Genomic DNA, 15,479 nt, shown 5'->3' on the forward strand with positions numbered 1-15,479 from the left:
CTAGATAGAGATTAAAAGTGTGGCTTATTGCATCAACCCTAGATGTGAACATCGTCAAAATCCAGACGATGCCCAAAAGTGTCTCAATTGTGGAACAGAATTACTAATTGACCAGCGATTTCGTCTAATAAAACCATTGCGTCCTTTAGATTTTCGTCATAAGACGGAAATTTTTGAAGTAGAAGAGAATGGTAATCGCAAGGTAATGAAAGTTTTAAAATCGTCAGATTCTAAAGCAATTGAATTACTGGAGCGAGAAACACTGACCCTACAATTATTTGATCATCCAGGGATTCCTAGAGTAGTGGATGATTTATTTAGTATGACACCCAACAATAGCACTCTAAAACTGCATTGTTTAGTGATGCAGAAAATAGAGGGTCAGAATTTAGAGAAATGGATAGAAGAAAACGGAAGAATCTCTCAAGAAGTAGCAATAAACTGGCTGAAGCAGTTAGTAGAAATTATTGATGAAGTGCATAGAACAGGGTACTTTCATAGAGATATTAAACCTTCTAATATAATTGTGCAACCTAATGGACAGTTGACTCTGATTGACTTTGGTGGGGTAAGAGAAGTAACTAACACTTATCTAGCAAAAGTCAGTGGAGTTGGGGGAAATGATATAGGACTGGGTGGAAGATATGAAATTACAGTGCTTTACAGTGCTTATTACGCGCCTCTAGAGCAAATAAATGGACAAGCAGTACCACAGTCAGATTTTTATGCTTTGGGGAGAACCTTTGCATATTTGGTAACAGGGATTCCGTTAGGTAATTTGCCAACAGATCAAGAAACAACAAGGTTGATATGGCGCAAAAAAGCTCCACAGATTGAAAAGCCTTTAGCTGATTTATTGGATGATATGATGTCTCCTGCGCCTGGTAAACGTCCGGCAGCAGCAAAGTTCATCTTGCAAAGATTAGAAAATTTACCATTTAAATTAACAGTAAATAGAATAGTCCACTCTCATCCATTTAGAGTTGGATTGTTATTAACTGTCTTATTAGGAGGATTTGGGATTTATAAGGTAATTAATTTAGGTTTATCTACTTATTATTTTAGTCAAGCGTCAAGGTATGTAGAGCAGCCTAAAATAGCTAAGAAATATTATGAATTAGCAATAAAACATAATCCTGAAGATGTGGTTGCGTACAATAATTTAGCATTAGCTTGTCAGCAGATAAGAGATGATGATTGTGCAATTAAAAATTATCAGAAAACTTTGAATCTTCAAAGCAATTATTGGATAGCACATTATAATTTAGGGAATTTTTATGAACTTCAGAAAAAATACGAACTGGCAGAAGAAGAATATAAATTAGCAATTAAAGTTAGTAATAATGAAGCAATAAATGCTGTGAGTAATTTAGCCAGATTGAATAATATAAAAGGAGAATATGAGGAAGCAGTAGAACTGAGTCTCCAAGGGCTAAAAGAAACTAAAAATCCTGAGTGGCAAGCAGGGTTATATAAAAACCTGGGCTGGGCAAGATTCAAGCAAAAACGCTATAGAGAGGCTCAAGAATATTTGCAGAAATCCGTGAAATTAGATTCAGCAAGAATAGATGCTTACTGTTTATTAGGACAAACACAAGAAGCACTGAATGAAATGCAAGAAGCCAGATTATCATGGGAGCTTTGTATGCTAGGTGTTGAAGGTTCTGGATTGCCAGAAGTGATTAAATGGCGACAACAATTATTAGACAGATTGCTCAAAAATAATTGACCAAAATTGTTAGTTACCGTAAGCTATATAAGAAAGTAATCAAACATTTTTATATAACAATGCTTTCTGTAGAAATAACTAGAAAAAATAAATTTTTGTTGGGATTACAAGCAGTTACTTTTGCCTCAGTATTATGCTTTGCTTATCCTACATGGGGGCAGCAAGCTACAAAAACTAATCTAAGAAAAGATGTATGTGAACCCATAGCTAAAGTTATTAGTAAAGGGAATAGTAATTGGCCATTCCTCAAACAGCTTTGCGACAATGATGTAATTAATTCATCAAGTGTTGTTGAAGTTTTTTGTTATTTAAATGGAAGAATTTTGAATATTTCTAGTGGTGAAGTAGGAAAAGTATGTTTAATTTCTTCTGAGCAAGTTAGGGGATGCAGTTATAAAAAAATAGGGGACTGCCCAAAGATTAAGGGGCCTGATGAAGATGATGCACCAACATTAATAACTCCTCATGGAGTAGCTATTTTAAATTCACGTCCTACAATTTCGTGGATAGATAGTCCTATGGCTACGAGCTATATCGTGCAAATTGAAGGAAAAGGAGTTAATTGGTCGGTAGAAATCCAATTCTGTTTTTATTTCAGGTAAAGGTTTGAGACTCTTAGGAACGATAGGATCATTTAAGCTGGGACTGTCTTGAAAAATTCCAGCTACTAATACTTGAGATTGTTTTAAATTTAAAGGTTTAGCAAGAGAAAATTGAGAATTTAAATCTGTGGAAATACTATAAGATTGTATTAAATAGTTTTGACCATCGTATAACATACCCATAGGTAAATTCTGAAGGTATCTATCCAAGACAAATATTAACGTTCCTGAATCTGGTAGATAAGTTTGAATAGGAGCAAATATTAATTGATAAAGAGTTTGGCAGTAGCTAAGAAAATCATGACTCTGAGTATTAACGAACTGCTTTTTTTGAGTGAATTTGAGCAGATTATTAACAGCATCATCAATTAAATTAAAAGGCAACCGATGCTCATAAAGTTCTCCTAGTGATGTTCTAACAATAACTTCTAATTTATCTTGAGTTTTAATTAAGTAGATTATAGGTGGTAAATTTGCGAATTGATTACTGTCAATAAGAGAAAACATAGGGAGTTTACCACACCGGAGGAAATTTTCTAATTCAGCTACTTTTAATTTGTCATCAATTCTAATTACTTGTTCTAAATCCGGTTTTTCCTGTGAAAGAAGAAGGTCAATATATTCATGGTAAACTGGTTCTATCTTTTCTTGAAAAGCAAACTGAAAATCAGGATTAATACCGAGAATACTACCTCTTACTTGGTCAAGACTGTCAATAGCTGCGGCGTAGGCTTTGGCTGCTTGTTGTAAATTGCCATTCTGTTGATATAAACGCCCCAATTGCCATTGCCACTCATAGGCGATATCCCATGCTTGTACTGATTGTGCTAGGGCTATAGCTTGTTCAAAATAGTTTTGTGCTTGGATTAATTTACTTGATTCATTGTAGATATAACCGAGTATTCCTAAAGAGTGAGAAATTGCCCGATTATTATTTAATTTTTGAGAGCGAAGTAAGGCTTCTTGAGTAATTGAAAAAGCGATAGATAATATATGGTTGTCAATTAACTTAACGTCATGAATAATTTTAACAAGCTGATGAGAGAAATTAAGTTGAGAGTAAATATAATCAATTGTCGGGATATTTTCAAAAAAATTAAGTTGATTTAATATTTGTTTGATTAAGTGAGCTACTTCGTGTTCTAAATTAGAAGTGATTGGAGATAAGTCAGGTAAAGATTTTAGCTCTGTTAAAATTTTTAATTGATTTAAACTAGCCTGTAGTGCAGATTTATCTTGGTTATCACTGAGTTGCTGATAGGTTGTGAAAGCGGAATAAATCTTAGATTGAGCTAAGGTAAGGGCTTTTTGTTTAGCTACAGGCTCATCAATTAAAAAATATTGATTTTTGGCTTGTTTGTAAAGCGTAAATTCTGTATTGGCTATACTGAGTAATAATTCATGAGAAAATGTAGAATCTTCTGCCAAAAATTGACTCATGCTGAAAGCTTTTTGTAAAACAATAGCAGAGGAATCAACTTCGCCCATGAGCCGGAGTACAGTCCCTAAATTATATAGTCCAATGATTTGAATTTTCTGTATTGGTTGTTTTTCTAAAGCCTGATTTAATTGTGCAAAATTTTGTATGTTATTTTCTTGTGTAAGGCTTGGACAAATCGAGTATTCTAGTTTCAAGGCTTGCTGGAGAGTTTGACAAGCGTTAAGGTAAGAACCTAAAGCTTGAAATGCCAAACTCTGGTTAATTAAACTACCAATCATACCCTGTTGATTTTTTAAGTTTTGATAAGCTGTATAAGCTAATTGCCAGGTTTGTAGTGCCGATTTAGCTTGCCCTTTTTGTAACTGTAAAAATCCTTGTTGGGTGAGAGTTTGTGCAGTTTGTTCTAAACTTGGTTTGGCGGCTAGTAACATTCCTTGATTGAACGCTAATAAGAGTGTTAAAGCCAGTGCTAAAAAAATATATTTTACTTTTCTTAAAAAAGTTGGTAATTGAGAGAAAAATAAATTCCGTTTTCTTGCCATGTTTTGAAATTAGAGTTTGAGTCATTTAAAGGGATACCCCAATCTAATCGGGCATTAAAGCGGGAGCTACTGTATTCAATGCCTAAGCCGACAGAGGTTAATGAACCAGAAGTGCTGGAAATATCAGAAGTGGAATTGTTCCATGTTGTACCGAAATCAATAAAAGGGATAATTTGTAATTCTTGGGAAGCATTTTTCCAGGTGGGGATACGCAGTTCGGTAGAAAGTAAAAATCCATTGTCGGAGATGAAAGTATCTTGCCGATAACCACGTACAGTATTAGACATCTCCGAAAACAGTCAAAGCCTTTGTTTGGCTAGGCTGTAGCCACTAAATGCAATCATCTTAAATTAGCTATTCTGTACGATGAAATAAGACTTTGAGATATTTGCTGTTGATAATTAGGCAAAAATATCTAGTTATATGCGATAATTTTAACCTGATGATATAGCTGATATTTCTAATGGTAATATTAGCCCTCGAATCCGTAACCTTACTAGCCCACAAATCGTCAAAATTACTTGCTTATATTTGCGGGTATTTAACCTAAATCTCTCTTGGACAACTCGAAAGATTTTGACTGACCGTATTCGATGTTCAACAAAGATTCGTTTAGATGAAAATATTTTGTTCTGTTCTTTCTGTTCAGTTGTTAGTTCTTGATTTCTTGGTTTCTTAATTGGAGTTGTAATTAAATCTTCTCCAAGATATGCCTTATCTCCTTTAAATCTTTGTTTGGCATCAAACTCTGAACGATATTCTCGGAACAAAGTTATATCGCTTTTTGGACCAGGTTCACCTGCCACAACATCAACGATATCACTAGCATCAGGTAAAATAATCATTTGAGTTTTAAATGTATGATTACTCTTCTTACCTGAAAAATATTTCTTTTGTTCATCATTGTCTCTAGGTCTTTCTCTGACTTGTTCATAGCTATCTACTATTAATTCATATTCTGTGAGCATTTCTTTTACTACTTCATAGTCAGAAGCGTTTTTTTTTACTTGTTCAAGCAAACTTGATGGCAGTAATTCTCGCAAGTTAGGCAACCAATAGTTAAACGTATCGTTGGCTGTAGACTCACTTACTTCAAACTGAATACCTAGAAGTTGAAAGGTTGTCAGATGTCGGAGATACACTAAAGTTAAAATGATTTGTTCAGAAATAGATAATTTTGGTTTCCGACCTCCTCCACCAGCAATAATTCTCACTTTCTTAGATTCCAGTAAAGCTTTTTTTTCATGATATAATCTTTCCCCATTTATGATTAATTGTTGTAACTGTTCATATTCCAGACCTATTAACCTTTGGGTTTGTTTAGGATTCTCTTCAATGTAATTCAGTATATTGCTCATGCTTCTGTGTCAAAATAACGCTTTAATGTTCTTTTATCACAGAATAATACTATTTTGGAGATGTCTATTGATTCCACCAAGACTAAATTGTTCAAGTGAAGGTAAAGGCCTATCTGCCAATTGGAGACGAGTTCTCATAAGCAAAGAAGTATCACCTAAGCGTCTAAGCCATGTTCCTTCACCAAACCAACTGAAAAAACGTCCATCAGGTGCATTGGTGTTAATAGTGGAATCGAAAGCATCAAGTCCCCAGCTAAACTGAGAGCGGACAAATAAAGATGACAATGTGCTACGATTTGTCCAGTCTTGAGAAAACCTAACAGCAGAAACCCGTGTGCGACCATTGGGGTCTGCTCCCGCAGATATAGGAAAGGGAGTATTTTGCAAAGATGATTCATTTTCTAGTCTGCTAGCTGTCAATCCAAGAGCAAATTCTTGGGCGGAGGTGGCTGAAGCTTGACGGAGTAAAGGTTGTCTGTAGGTTAGTTCGTACAGGCGGGCATCAGAAACAATGTCTAAGGTGGTAAAAGGTTCTTCAATTATATTGTTAGAAATATTGGCATAGGAAAAGCCGATTGTGCCGTTTTGGTGATTCAAGGGAAGAGAGTAACTAGCGGTTAGAGCATTGCTGCCATCTGTATTCCTGTATCCGACGCTGAGAGTATCGCCTAGTCCGAGTAAGTTAGTTTGGGATAGCTCTAATCTACGCTGGAAGCTTCCAGTAGCTGGAGAACGATAATTGTCTAGAGCGACATTAGCTTTAAACTCTTGACGAGGAGTAACATAAATATTCAAAACCGCTTTATCAGGTGTAGTACCTTCCTTCAAGCTGGCTGAAATTTTTGCCAGTAATGGGTCTTGTTGTAGCAGTTGTAACGCTGATAATAAACGCTTGTTGTTGAGTATCGGTTGTGGAATACGTGCCCGAATATAATTGTGCAAGCGACCACCTCCGGTGGGGCGCAGCCCATCGCCACCGATAATATTGATTTGTTCTAGTTTCCCTTCTACTATGCCAATAGTAACCACTGCCTCATTAATCTTGAGTGATTGGTTTTCTGATACAGGGAGGTAAGCTCCAGAGTTGATGTAACCTTTGTCTACATAGTAGTTAGTAACAGTATCAGTAACTTGTAACAAATTAGAGAAAGAAATTTCTTTCCCTACAAAAGAAGCTACCAGTTTCTCTAATTCCTGATTACTAAAGACTGTATTTCCTTGAAAAATAAATTTTCTGATTTTGATTATTTGCTGTGTGTTTGGTATTGGTGATTGAGAAGGTATTGGTAAGGAAGTAGGCGGAATTGTCGGCTGTTGATGTGGGGTAAAAGTCGAAGTTAATCTAGGAAGATTCTGTATAATTGGGATATTTTCGGAATTTATTTGATTGGCTTCAACTGGTGTTAAAAATAAGTTATTTGCTACTAGAGAGGCTAATAGTGATTGTGTATTCACTGGATATTTTCATGGTGTAATTGTTTTAAAATTTGTTCTACAAACTGACGGAATTAATATTTAGGGATGATTTCGTCAGTTTTTATCAGTCAATTTTACTGGCTATCAGAAATATTGAAATGACAGGGTGGTTCTGATATGGGGTTAGAAATAGTTAAATCATTAGGTGTAACAGTGAAACTTACAGTTCCGTCACCGTTATTTTTCCAGCCTTGTGCTGAAACGATAGCTTGATTTTCAATTTGATTAGATTGGTCTATTGGTGTAGTGGGAGCGACGATTGATTCTGAGGATTCGTCTGTCCATCCCACCGTAGCATCGAGAATATCGGAAGGGTTTCTAGGTATTCCTCCCTTACCTGTGATTGATAGTTGCTCAGTTTGATTTGGCGGTTCTGGAGAACAAGTATTTTTAATTTCAGTAGGGTCAAAAGTTGAAGCCTTGATCCCAGAGAAGCCAAAGTCTAGTTGTGAAGTATTGATTTTAACAGAGCCATTAACACCTTGTTCGGAACTAGCTGTAATTTTACTGTTTTGTGACACAAATAAGCCTTGAGTTGTGATTTTAATATTCCCGCCTCTTCCTTCAAAAGCATTAGCTGTGATGCTGCTATTGTTTTGCAAGACTAATACGCCTGTATTAATGTCAACATTTCCACCATTGCCATTAGTGCCGTTTGTACCTGCGGTTGCAGAGATAATACCGTTGGACAAATCAAGGTTTTGCGAGTTCAAGCTGATATTGCCGCCTTGACCAACAGATGTTGTGGCATTAATATTTCCGCTTTTAAGCTGAATTGTATTAGCGGTAACGCTAAGATCACCAGCATTACCTGTGCCAATATTTCCTACGCTAATTAGCCCTCCTTGATTAATATTCAAATTTTCAGTATTAATAGTTACTCTTCCGCTAGAACCAGAAGGAATTGAAGGTAGGTTAAAAATTCCTCTCACAGCTTCGTTAACAGTGTTAGCTGAAGAACTGATGAAGCTAGGCTGAGAGTTTATCGATTGTCCACTCACCTCTACAGATTCTCTAGCATTAATATTGACACTACCAGCATCTCCAGATGCTAAAGAAGCTGAGTTAACTATTGCTCCGTCTTTTAATTTTAAAATTGATGTATTTATATTAACAGCCCCAGCATTTCCAGAGCTAAAGGTTGCAGAGCCTATATTACTTGGTGCAGAGCGTTCTAATTTGAAGCCTGTAATTTCGATAAATTTGGCATTGATAGTTACTGTATTTCCGTTTCCAGAGCCAAAAGTTGAGGATGCTATTGCTCCGCCATCAGTGATGTATAGCTGATCAGTAGAAATCTGGACATAGCCAGCATTTCCTTTAGAAACTGTAACAGCACCCATCGTACTGATAATATCTCCTCTACGAAAAGGATTAGCAAATCTATTAGGTAATAAATTTATTGAATTAGAGGCATCAATAATTACATTACCTCCTAAAGCATCACTGTATGTAGTTGAGTTGATTCTTGCTCCATCTTGAAGGACTAGCTTCTGAGTAGAAATTCTAATATCACCACCTTTTCCGGTATTTAGGCTTTCTACTCGTAAGCTACTCGAAATATTGCCGTCTGGAGAAGTTCCTTGTACCAATAGAGAAGCAGAAGCACTTACGCTAATATTTCCAGATGAAGTGTTTCCTAGATTTTGAATTAATATGATTGAACCTAGGGTGTTGACTTTGGGTATCTTATGATGATATTTCTTCATACAGGATAGACACCTAAAAATATCAAATTGAGGTTGGGTGGTTAATGAATAAATTAAAAAGTTCCTCCAGCCGATTAATTCGTCTGTTTAAACAAAGTAGAGAGAATTGGAAAGAGATAGCCCTTGAGAGACAAAAAAAGCTCAGAGCATTAGAAGTAAAAGTTAGGGATTTATTGCTCTCAAGAGAGAATTGGAAAACACGGGCGATGAAAGCAGAAAAAGAACTACGTATCCTTCATACCAATTTGGTTGATGGACAAAAAAAGGGGAAGAAAATTCCGAAAAAATAGAGATGGTGGCAGCGTTCGGGCATCAATATAGCGTTCAAACAGTACAAAAAGCCATACAACAAAGCATTGATTCTGGAAGTAGCTTACGAGGAGTTGAGAATAACTTGAAGTGGGAAGCATCGGCGGAGGAAGTAAAAACTCCCTGCTTCAGTAGTGTGAGAAGTTGGTTAGGAAGAATTGGTTTATATGAACTACAACGAGCCAAAGAATACCGAAGTGATTGGGTTTTTATTATAGACCTAACAGTAGAATTAGGAAAGCAAAAGTGTTTGGTGGTTTTGGGAGTATCTCAACAATACTTAGAATCGGAAGTTTTCCCATCAAAAAGAGGATTAAAACACCATGATGTTCAAGTATTAGCACTGGAAATCATGGATTCGACCAGAGGAGAATTGATTGAACAAAAGCTTTGTGAACTAACTACTAAAGTGGGCTGCCCAGTACAAATAATAGCAGATCATGGTAGTGACATTGAAAAAGGAATTAAGCTTTACATACAAAAATATCCAGATGTAGTTTATACGTATGATGTAACTCATGCAATGGCTTTATTACTCAAACATGAGCTAGCTAATTCCGAAAAATATCAATCTTTTATTCAAAAATGTAATCAGTGTCGGCATCAACTTCAACAAACCGAATTAGCCTTTATATCTCCACCATCGCAACGCTCTCAATGTCGTTATTTCAATGTAGAGAAGTTGATTAATTGGGCAGAGAAACTGTTGAAATGTCCAATTGAGACTTTATTAAAATTAGCAGAAACTTCTGACCCGGACATTTTCAATCAAAAATTAATTATGAAGTTTGGATGGTTAAAAGATTATCAAGAAGACATCCGGATTTGGAGTCAAATGGTGATGATGACCAGAGCCTTAGAAATTCAACTTAAACAAAACGGTATTAATCAAGAATCTCTAGCTGAATTCCAGTTAAAAAACAATTCAACATTTCTGGATATAACTTTCCCACAAAATATTTGGTTATATATAAAAACTGAAATCGAACAGATTCCCAAGGATAAAACTTTTTTGGCAGCTTCTGATATCATTGAATCTATTTTTGGTAAATACAAACATTTTTCCTCTAGATGCCCTCTCAAACAGATAGGTCAGATGATTTTAAGCATTTGTTTATGTACGATGAATTTGACCACATCTGTGGTTAAACAGGCATTAGAAAATGTTCGCTATATAGACCTTAAGGATTGGTCATCTCAAGTTTTTGGTCAGTCCATGCTCTCGAAAAGAAAAATCGTATTTTCGACCTTAGATAACGACGCAGAATTTGTATGAACTTTTTTTAATGCTTTTCCTACAAAGTCAACACCCTAGATTGAACCATCTTGCAAATCAATATTGGCTCCGTGTGCTTGAACCAATCCACCGGGATTGCCACTTGCATTAATTAGAGATTGCTTAGAAATATTAATATCGTCGAAGTGGGATACTCCTTCATAATTAAAAGACCAGCCGTTAGAAGCGGGAATAAGGTTAATAAAACCTGAATTTATACTGCCTAACTCAATATTTCCACTTTGAGAGGCTAAATTAGCCCCCTCTAAAGTGATTTTGTCAGCCAGTAAAGCTAATGTTTGCTTTTCATTTACAGATAAATGCAGTGAATTATTATTTGGAATAGTGGGTGAAAAGAGTGAACTAGGAGCAATCAACCCTTGTCCTGCTCCCTCCACCGTAATACTTCCAGAGTTGCCATTAAACCTCAAACCAATAGGAATATCAATTGTGAGTAGCGGTGCTTGAGGATTAGTAGCACTAAAAGAACCATTAGGGAACTCAATAGCATCGGCGGTAGTAGCCAAAAACGAACCACCGATATCCAAACGAGCATTAGGGCCAAAGACGATGCCACTGGGGTTAATTAAAAACAGATTAGCTGTACCGTTAGCACTAATTAATCCATCAATATTAGATACAGAACCACCAGTAATTCGAGTGATGATGTTCTGCACATCTAGCCCATTTTTGAAGTGAACGCTAGTTCCTGTAAGTATGGAGAAGTCCTGAAAACTGTGGAAAAGATTATTTCCTACTTGAGTTCCCCCTTCGATAATTCTGGTGTTTCCATCTAATGTGGTGGTGGAATTATTAGGCAGAGTTAGATCAGGGGTCATTTGCGCTTGAGCCTTTGAGAGAACACACAACAACAAAAAATTAAAAAAAATGAAAAGCCGATATGTCATAGGGAAGTGAGCAGCTTGAAAATCCCCAATGATTAGTGGGTTTTCAACTGCTTGATCAAGGGAAAAGGAACTTCAGGACTCAGAATTTAGAAGTCGAAGAATAATAACTCCTGACTCCTGAGTTCTTTGTCATAAACCTAATGAGAGAGTTTATCAAAAACAGAACGAAAAAGATAGTTAAATATTTTTAGTTAAAATTCTTTTGTGTAGGACAAAAGCTACGAAAATCAATAAAAAGATAGTTGCGTGATTGACAATTTTATGGTGTAAGTAGGTATTGAAGATAAATCTTTTGATAGACAATTGCGAAAAGTAGCAAATAGTGAATTATTTAATCAATCAATTAACTTGATATTAGCATTAAAACATAAGGATACAGTCCTGCTGAATAATTCAAATTCTCATTTCTGACGTTAGAACTGATCTTCTTTCCAGGCTTGTTCTTCCCAGTATTCATCAGTTTGCTGTAGAGCCAGAAGTTCAAGTCTCCAACAGTAGTAGTCAGTAGCCTTAGCAGTGACAGCACCAAGGATAGCCCCAATGAATATAGAAGCGAGGACAGGTTTCCAGTCGCCTCTCCAGAGGGCATCTAGGGTTAGCCAAGTCAGCAGAATGTATGCGGTGATTGCAGATGATATATTGATGCTAGACCAAAAAAGTGGCTTGGGAATACCTTGTCTTTTGAGTAACAACCATTGAGTGAGAACAGCGAAAGCAGCCAAGATGATGGTGAAAAGACCGAGTAGAATAGCGATATCCTTAGTTTTGAGAAGATCCCAAGTGAAGGACAACAGTACAGAGAAAGTCACCAAAGCTCCGAAGAAGTAACCGACAGTAACAGCCAACATATTAGCAACAGTCCACCAGCCCCAACTGAGTCGAAGGCGAAGCCTCAATACTCGTTCGTGAACAGCAGACATTGTGAGGCACAGAAGTATTGCACTCCAAAAAAAACCATCCATTGATTTGCGGTTATGTATAACTAAACTTGAAGCAATTAATCGCAGAAGCCATCAACACGCAACTCGCGCCAAATATCAGAAGCTTGCCAGCCGGAGTTACCCGCAGAGGGGAATGTGGGGTAGTCTTGTCCGGGAGGATAGCTTTGCAGATATTCTGTGGCTGGGCTTTCTGTATCTACAGATTGCTCTAGATCAGCGATTGGTTGTGAAGGAATAAAATCCTCAATTAGTTCTTGTGGTAGCTGTGGGGGGATGGCTTTTTTAAGAGAGAGAAGTTCAGGTTTTTTGGTGGGTTTCATATTGCGGATGGTTTTAAGGCTGCCAAAATTAAAAAAGAAATGAAAAACCCCAGCCCATGAGACAGGTTGGGGGGATATAAAATACTATCTACCATCATGACACAACGGAATACTTGCTCAAGCATCTTCAGACTGGAGGTGGATTTATGAACAAACCTCCATCTCGTAAGCAGCCAAAACCGACAAAGGACAATCCAGGTTCAGCAACGATTGATGTGGCGGCGGTTGAAGTACCAGAGTTAACCGAAGAAGAATTGCGCGATCGCCTGCACCTGGAGCGAAAAGTCGAAAGGGCGTTCTATGAGGCGGGGAAAGCCTTGATGGAGTTGAGGGATCGCAGATTGTACCGAAATACGCACCGAACATTTGAGGAATATTGCAAAGACAGATTTGGTTACAGTCGTGATGCGGCGTACTTGAAGATTTCGGCTACTGAGGTATATGAAAATATTCAGAAATTTTTGCCGACCATTGGTCGGCATTGGAATTTGCCGACCAATGAACGTCAATTACGCCCGTTAGCTAAAGCCGAGTTAGAACCGAATAAACAAGCCAGCGTTTGGGAGCAGGCAGTAGACCAAGCTGGCGGTAAAGTTCCTTCAGGTCGGGTAGTCAAGGACATCGTAGACAGAATCAGAGAGAGAACCAAAGTCCCCAATCCGTACCACCTGGGAGAAATATGCGTGATCCAGCCCAAAGACAACCCCGACTTAAGGGGTAAAGCTGGTTATTGGGGTGTGGTGACACAAGTTGGAGAATACAGTTGTACTATACAGTGTTGGGATGGTGACTATACAGCCAAAGTTGAGCATTTGAAGTCACTGGAATTGCTGGAGGAGGATTGCAAATTCATGGAGCAGTTATGTATGCGGCTGCGGCGGTTGCATGAAGTGGGCGGACGTGACCCCGCAGTAGATTGGCTGTTGCAAGGGTTGGGGAAGCAAGCGAAGCCTTATCTGTCATCGTTGCAGGCGAAACTGCTAGGGGCTGTCGAGAAAGAGTATAACTTGGTTTGGAGGCAGCAGAAGTAATGCAGCAATGCCACAAATTAACAACGATACAGACGGAGAATTTCTTGCTTTTGGAAGGGTGTGATCTTGCCCATAATATATGAACATCACTTGTGAAGATATTATTATCCCCACAGGGGAGAAAAGTAAACTCGTTTTTACTACCAGATTTCGCATCTGGGAAACCAAAACTAAAAAGCGGAACGGTGCGGCTTGAGCATCGCCGTGTAGCAACAGTTTAGAATCCCCGTCCATTTATGGCGGGGAGAGGTCAAAAAAAACTAAGAATCTGGGAAATTATGGGCAAGCTGATTTTGATAACGGGTGTAAGCAAAGGTCTAGGATATGCTATGACCGAAGGTTTTATAAAGCAGGGGCATACAGTGATTGGTTGCGCTCGTTCTAAAGAGGCGATTGAGAAAATAAAAAACAGTTTTAGTGCGCCCAATGACTTTACAACTGTAGACGTAGCGGATGAGCAGCAAGTAGAAAAATGGGCAGTAGAGGTACTAAGTAAATATGAGCCACCAGATATACTGATCAATAACGCGGCAATTATTAATCATCCAGCACCTTTGTGGGAGATACCATCCGAAGAATTTTCAAAGTTAATAGATATCAACATCAAAGGAGTAGTCAATATAATCCGTCATTTTGTGCCAGCAATGGTACAAAAGCAGCAAGGTATTATCGTCAAATTTAGTTCTGAGTGGGGACGTTCCACCTCAGCTGAGGTTGCACCTTACTGTGCTTCCAAGTGGGCAATAGAAGGATTAACACAGTCTTTGGCACAAGAATTGCCTGTGGGTATGGCAGCAATCCCTTTGAATCCAGGGATTATTCATACAGATATGCTGACGATCAGCTTGGGAGAATCAGCAGCCTCTTATACACCAGTATCTCAATGGACATTGAAAGCTGTCCCATTTATTCTAAAGCTGAAACCCAAAGATAATGGTATTCCCCTAACTATTCCCGGATGAAAACGAATATCTGTTGAATTGAAGTTGTAATAAGATATGTTGCAATACCAGGGGCAAAATTGACCTACTTGGACATCATAATGATGGGTTAAAGTTCTGGGCTTGAGGGAGCAGTGGGCAATTTGGAAAGCCGAGCAGAAAAAATCCTGGTAGTAGACGACGAAGCAAGTATTCGCCGGATTTTGGAGACGCGCCTTTCAATGATTGGCTACGATGTCGTCACAGCAAGTGATGGCAAAGAGGCACTAGACACGTTTCGCTTGTCTGCCCCGGACTTAGTAGTTTTAGACGTGATGATGCCGAAGTTAGATGGTTACGGTGTTTGTCAAGAACTACGCAAGGAATCTGATATCCCAATTATTCTTCTGACAGCATTGGCAGATGTTGCAGACCGCATTACTGGTTTAGAATTAGGAGCGGATGATTACATTGTCAAACCATTTTCGCCCAAAGAACTAGAAGCGCGAATTCGCTCAGTTTTGCGACGGCGAGTCAATAAAACAAGTAGTGGGGGTTTTCCCAGTTCAGGGGTAATCCAAGCAGAAAATCTCAAAATTGATACAAATAAACGACAAATCTATAGGGGGGACGAGCGGATTCGCTTGACAGGGGTAGAATACAGCTTGTTGGAGCTACTGGTGAGTCACAGTGGAAAATCGTTTTCCCGTGCAGAGATATTGCAGCAAGTGTGGGGTTATGGTGCAGAACAACACGCGGATACTCGCGTAGTGGATGTACATATCTCAAGGTTACGCTCGAAATTAGAAAATGACCCTGATAATCCAGAATATATACTGACATCCAGAGGCACAGGCTATTTCTTTCAACGAATTACTCAAGCGGAACATGACTAATAAAGCTTGCAACCTATCTCT

Annotated in this window: 15 protein-coding genes; 7 read left to right on the forward strand and 8 right to left on the reverse strand. The window is 38.0% G+C overall.

The genetic code is table 11. From position 1 onward, the window contains the following. Positions 1-19 precede the first annotated feature (19 nt). Positions 20-1,729, forward strand: coding sequence for a serine/threonine-protein kinase (locus tag L6494_RS28545; protein ID WP_237997297.1), 1,710 nt, complete (start codon positions 20-22; stop codon positions 1,727-1,729). Between the two features lie 59 nt (positions 1,730-1,788). Continuing rightward, entirely contained in the window at positions 1,789-2,331 is a 543-nt protein-coding gene (locus L6494_RS28550) for a hypothetical protein (protein WP_237997299.1), read from the forward strand. On the opposite strand, the gene L6494_RS28555 is transcribed toward L6494_RS28550, so the two are convergent. The 5 genes from L6494_RS28555 to L6494_RS28575 all read right to left on the reverse strand — a co-directional run bounded on the left by L6494_RS28555 (position 2,215) and on the right by L6494_RS28575 (position 8,857). Beyond that, positions 2,215-4,314, reverse strand: a complete 2,100-nt coding sequence (locus L6494_RS28555; protein WP_237997301.1) for a CHAT domain-containing protein — start codon at positions 4,312-4,314, stop codon at positions 2,215-2,217. The genes L6494_RS28550 and L6494_RS28555 overlap by 117 nt on opposite strands. Beyond that, entirely contained in the window at positions 4,266-4,601 is a 336-nt protein-coding gene (locus tag L6494_RS28560; protein ID WP_237997303.1) for a BamA/TamA family outer membrane protein, read from the reverse strand. Before L6494_RS28560 ends, L6494_RS28555 begins: the two co-directional genes overlap by 49 nt. Positions 4,602-4,748: 147 nt before the next feature. Beyond that, positions 4,749-5,672, reverse strand: coding sequence for a transposase (locus tag L6494_RS28565; protein WP_237988802.1), 924 nt, complete (start codon positions 5,670-5,672; stop codon positions 4,749-4,751). Between the two features lie 36 nt (positions 5,673-5,708). Continuing rightward, positions 5,709-7,127 carry a ShlB/FhaC/HecB family hemolysin secretion/activation protein gene (locus tag L6494_RS28570; RefSeq protein ID WP_237997305.1) on the reverse strand — a complete coding sequence of 473 codons (1,419 nt, stop codon included), beginning with the start codon at positions 7,125-7,127 and terminating at the stop codon, positions 5,709-5,711. Between the two features lie 95 nt (positions 7,128-7,222). Further along, complete coding sequence (locus L6494_RS28575; protein WP_237997307.1) at positions 7,223-8,857, reverse strand: hypothetical protein; 1,635 nt, start codon at positions 8,855-8,857, stop codon at positions 7,223-7,225. A gap of 44 nt (positions 8,858-8,901) precedes the next feature. Here L6494_RS28575 and L6494_RS28580 point away from each other — a divergent pair, with 44 nt between their 5' ends. Both L6494_RS28580 and L6494_RS28585 read left to right on the forward strand, forming a co-directional pair. Next, positions 8,902-9,147: a hypothetical protein gene (locus L6494_RS28580; RefSeq protein WP_237988609.1), complete on the forward strand. Its 246-nt coding sequence runs from the start codon at positions 8,902-8,904 to the stop codon at positions 9,145-9,147. Between the two features lie 2 nt (positions 9,148-9,149). Beyond that, positions 9,150-10,442 (forward strand): hypothetical protein, encoded by a 1,293-nt coding sequence (locus L6494_RS28585; protein ID WP_237989459.1) that lies wholly within the window; start codon positions 9,150-9,152, stop codon positions 10,440-10,442. A 35-nt stretch (positions 10,443-10,477) separates the two neighbouring features. On the opposite strand, the gene L6494_RS28590 is transcribed toward L6494_RS28585, so the two are convergent. From L6494_RS28590 to L6494_RS28600, 3 genes are all read right to left on the reverse strand, one after another. Then, a complete protein-coding gene (locus L6494_RS28590) occupies positions 10,478-11,281 on the reverse strand; it encodes a filamentous hemagglutinin N-terminal domain-containing protein (protein WP_237997309.1) in 804 nt (267 codons plus the stop codon). Positions 11,282-11,763: 482 nt separating this feature from the next. Then, positions 11,764-12,270: a hypothetical protein gene (locus L6494_RS28595; RefSeq protein ID WP_237997311.1), complete on the reverse strand. Its 507-nt coding sequence runs from the start codon at positions 12,268-12,270 to the stop codon at positions 11,764-11,766. A gap of 77 nt (positions 12,271-12,347) precedes the next feature. Continuing rightward, positions 12,348-12,611, reverse strand: coding sequence for a hypothetical protein (locus tag L6494_RS28600; protein WP_237997313.1), 264 nt, complete (start codon positions 12,609-12,611; stop codon positions 12,348-12,350). Between the two features lie 146 nt (positions 12,612-12,757). On the opposite strand from L6494_RS28600, the gene L6494_RS28605 reads away from it, so the two are divergent. The 3 genes from L6494_RS28605 (at position 12,758) to rpaB (ending at position 15,458) form a co-directional block, all read left to right on the forward strand. After that, positions 12,758-13,642, forward strand: a complete 885-nt coding sequence (locus tag L6494_RS28605) for a hypothetical protein (RefSeq protein WP_237997315.1) — start codon at positions 12,758-12,760, stop codon at positions 13,640-13,642. A gap of 278 nt (positions 13,643-13,920) precedes the next feature. Further along, positions 13,921-14,604 carry an SDR family oxidoreductase gene (locus L6494_RS28610; protein ID WP_237997317.1) on the forward strand — a complete coding sequence of 228 codons (684 nt, stop codon included), beginning with the start codon at positions 13,921-13,923 and terminating at the stop codon, positions 14,602-14,604. A 122-nt stretch (positions 14,605-14,726) separates the two neighbouring features. Further along, a complete protein-coding gene (gene rpaB / locus L6494_RS28615) occupies positions 14,727-15,458 on the forward strand; it encodes a response regulator transcription factor RpaB (protein ID WP_237997338.1) in 732 nt (243 codons plus the stop codon). Positions 15,459-15,479: the final 21 nt, after the last annotated feature.

This window comes from Nostoc sp. UHCC 0870 (genome assembly GCF_022063185.1).
GTDB lineage: Bacteria > Cyanobacteriota > Cyanobacteriia > Cyanobacteriales > Nostocaceae > Trichormus.

Excerpts from the sequence above, each read along its gene's own strand:
- L6494_RS28605 (WP_237997315.1), top strand. The coding sequence starts at position 12,758 with ATGAACAAACCTCCATCTCGTAAGCAGCCAAAACCGACAAAGGACAAT.
- L6494_RS28575 (WP_237997307.1), bottom strand. The coding sequence starts at position 8,857 with ATGAAGAAATATCATCATAAGATACCCAAAGTCAACACCCTAGGTTCA.
- L6494_RS28580 (WP_237988609.1), top strand. The coding sequence starts at position 8,902 with ATGAATAAATTAAAAAGTTCCTCCAGCCGATTAATTCGTCTGTTTAAA.
- L6494_RS28560 (WP_237997303.1), bottom strand. The coding sequence starts at position 4,601 with ATGTCTAATACTGTACGTGGTTATCGGCAAGATACTTTCATCTCCGAC.
- L6494_RS28610 (WP_237997317.1), top strand. The coding sequence starts at position 13,921 with ATGGGCAAGCTGATTTTGATAACGGGTGTAAGCAAAGGTCTAGGATAT.
- L6494_RS28590 (WP_237997309.1), bottom strand. The coding sequence starts at position 11,281 with ATGACCCCTGATCTAACTCTGCCTAATAATTCCACCACCACATTAGAT.
- L6494_RS28565 (WP_237988802.1), bottom strand. The coding sequence starts at position 5,672 with ATGAGCAATATACTGAATTACATTGAAGAGAATCCTAAACAAACCCAA.
- L6494_RS28555 (WP_237997301.1), bottom strand. The coding sequence starts at position 4,314 with ATGGCAAGAAAACGGAATTTATTTTTCTCTCAATTACCAACTTTTTTA.
- L6494_RS28550 (WP_237997299.1), top strand. The coding sequence starts at position 1,789 with ATGCTTTCTGTAGAAATAACTAGAAAAAATAAATTTTTGTTGGGATTA.
- L6494_RS28600 (WP_237997313.1), bottom strand. The coding sequence starts at position 12,611 with ATGAAACCCACCAAAAAACCTGAACTTCTCTCTCTTAAAAAAGCCATC.
- L6494_RS28585 (WP_237989459.1), top strand. The coding sequence starts at position 9,150 with ATGGTGGCAGCGTTCGGGCATCAATATAGCGTTCAAACAGTACAAAAA.
- L6494_RS28595 (WP_237997311.1), bottom strand. The coding sequence starts at position 12,270 with ATGTCTGCTGTTCACGAACGAGTATTGAGGCTTCGCCTTCGACTCAGT.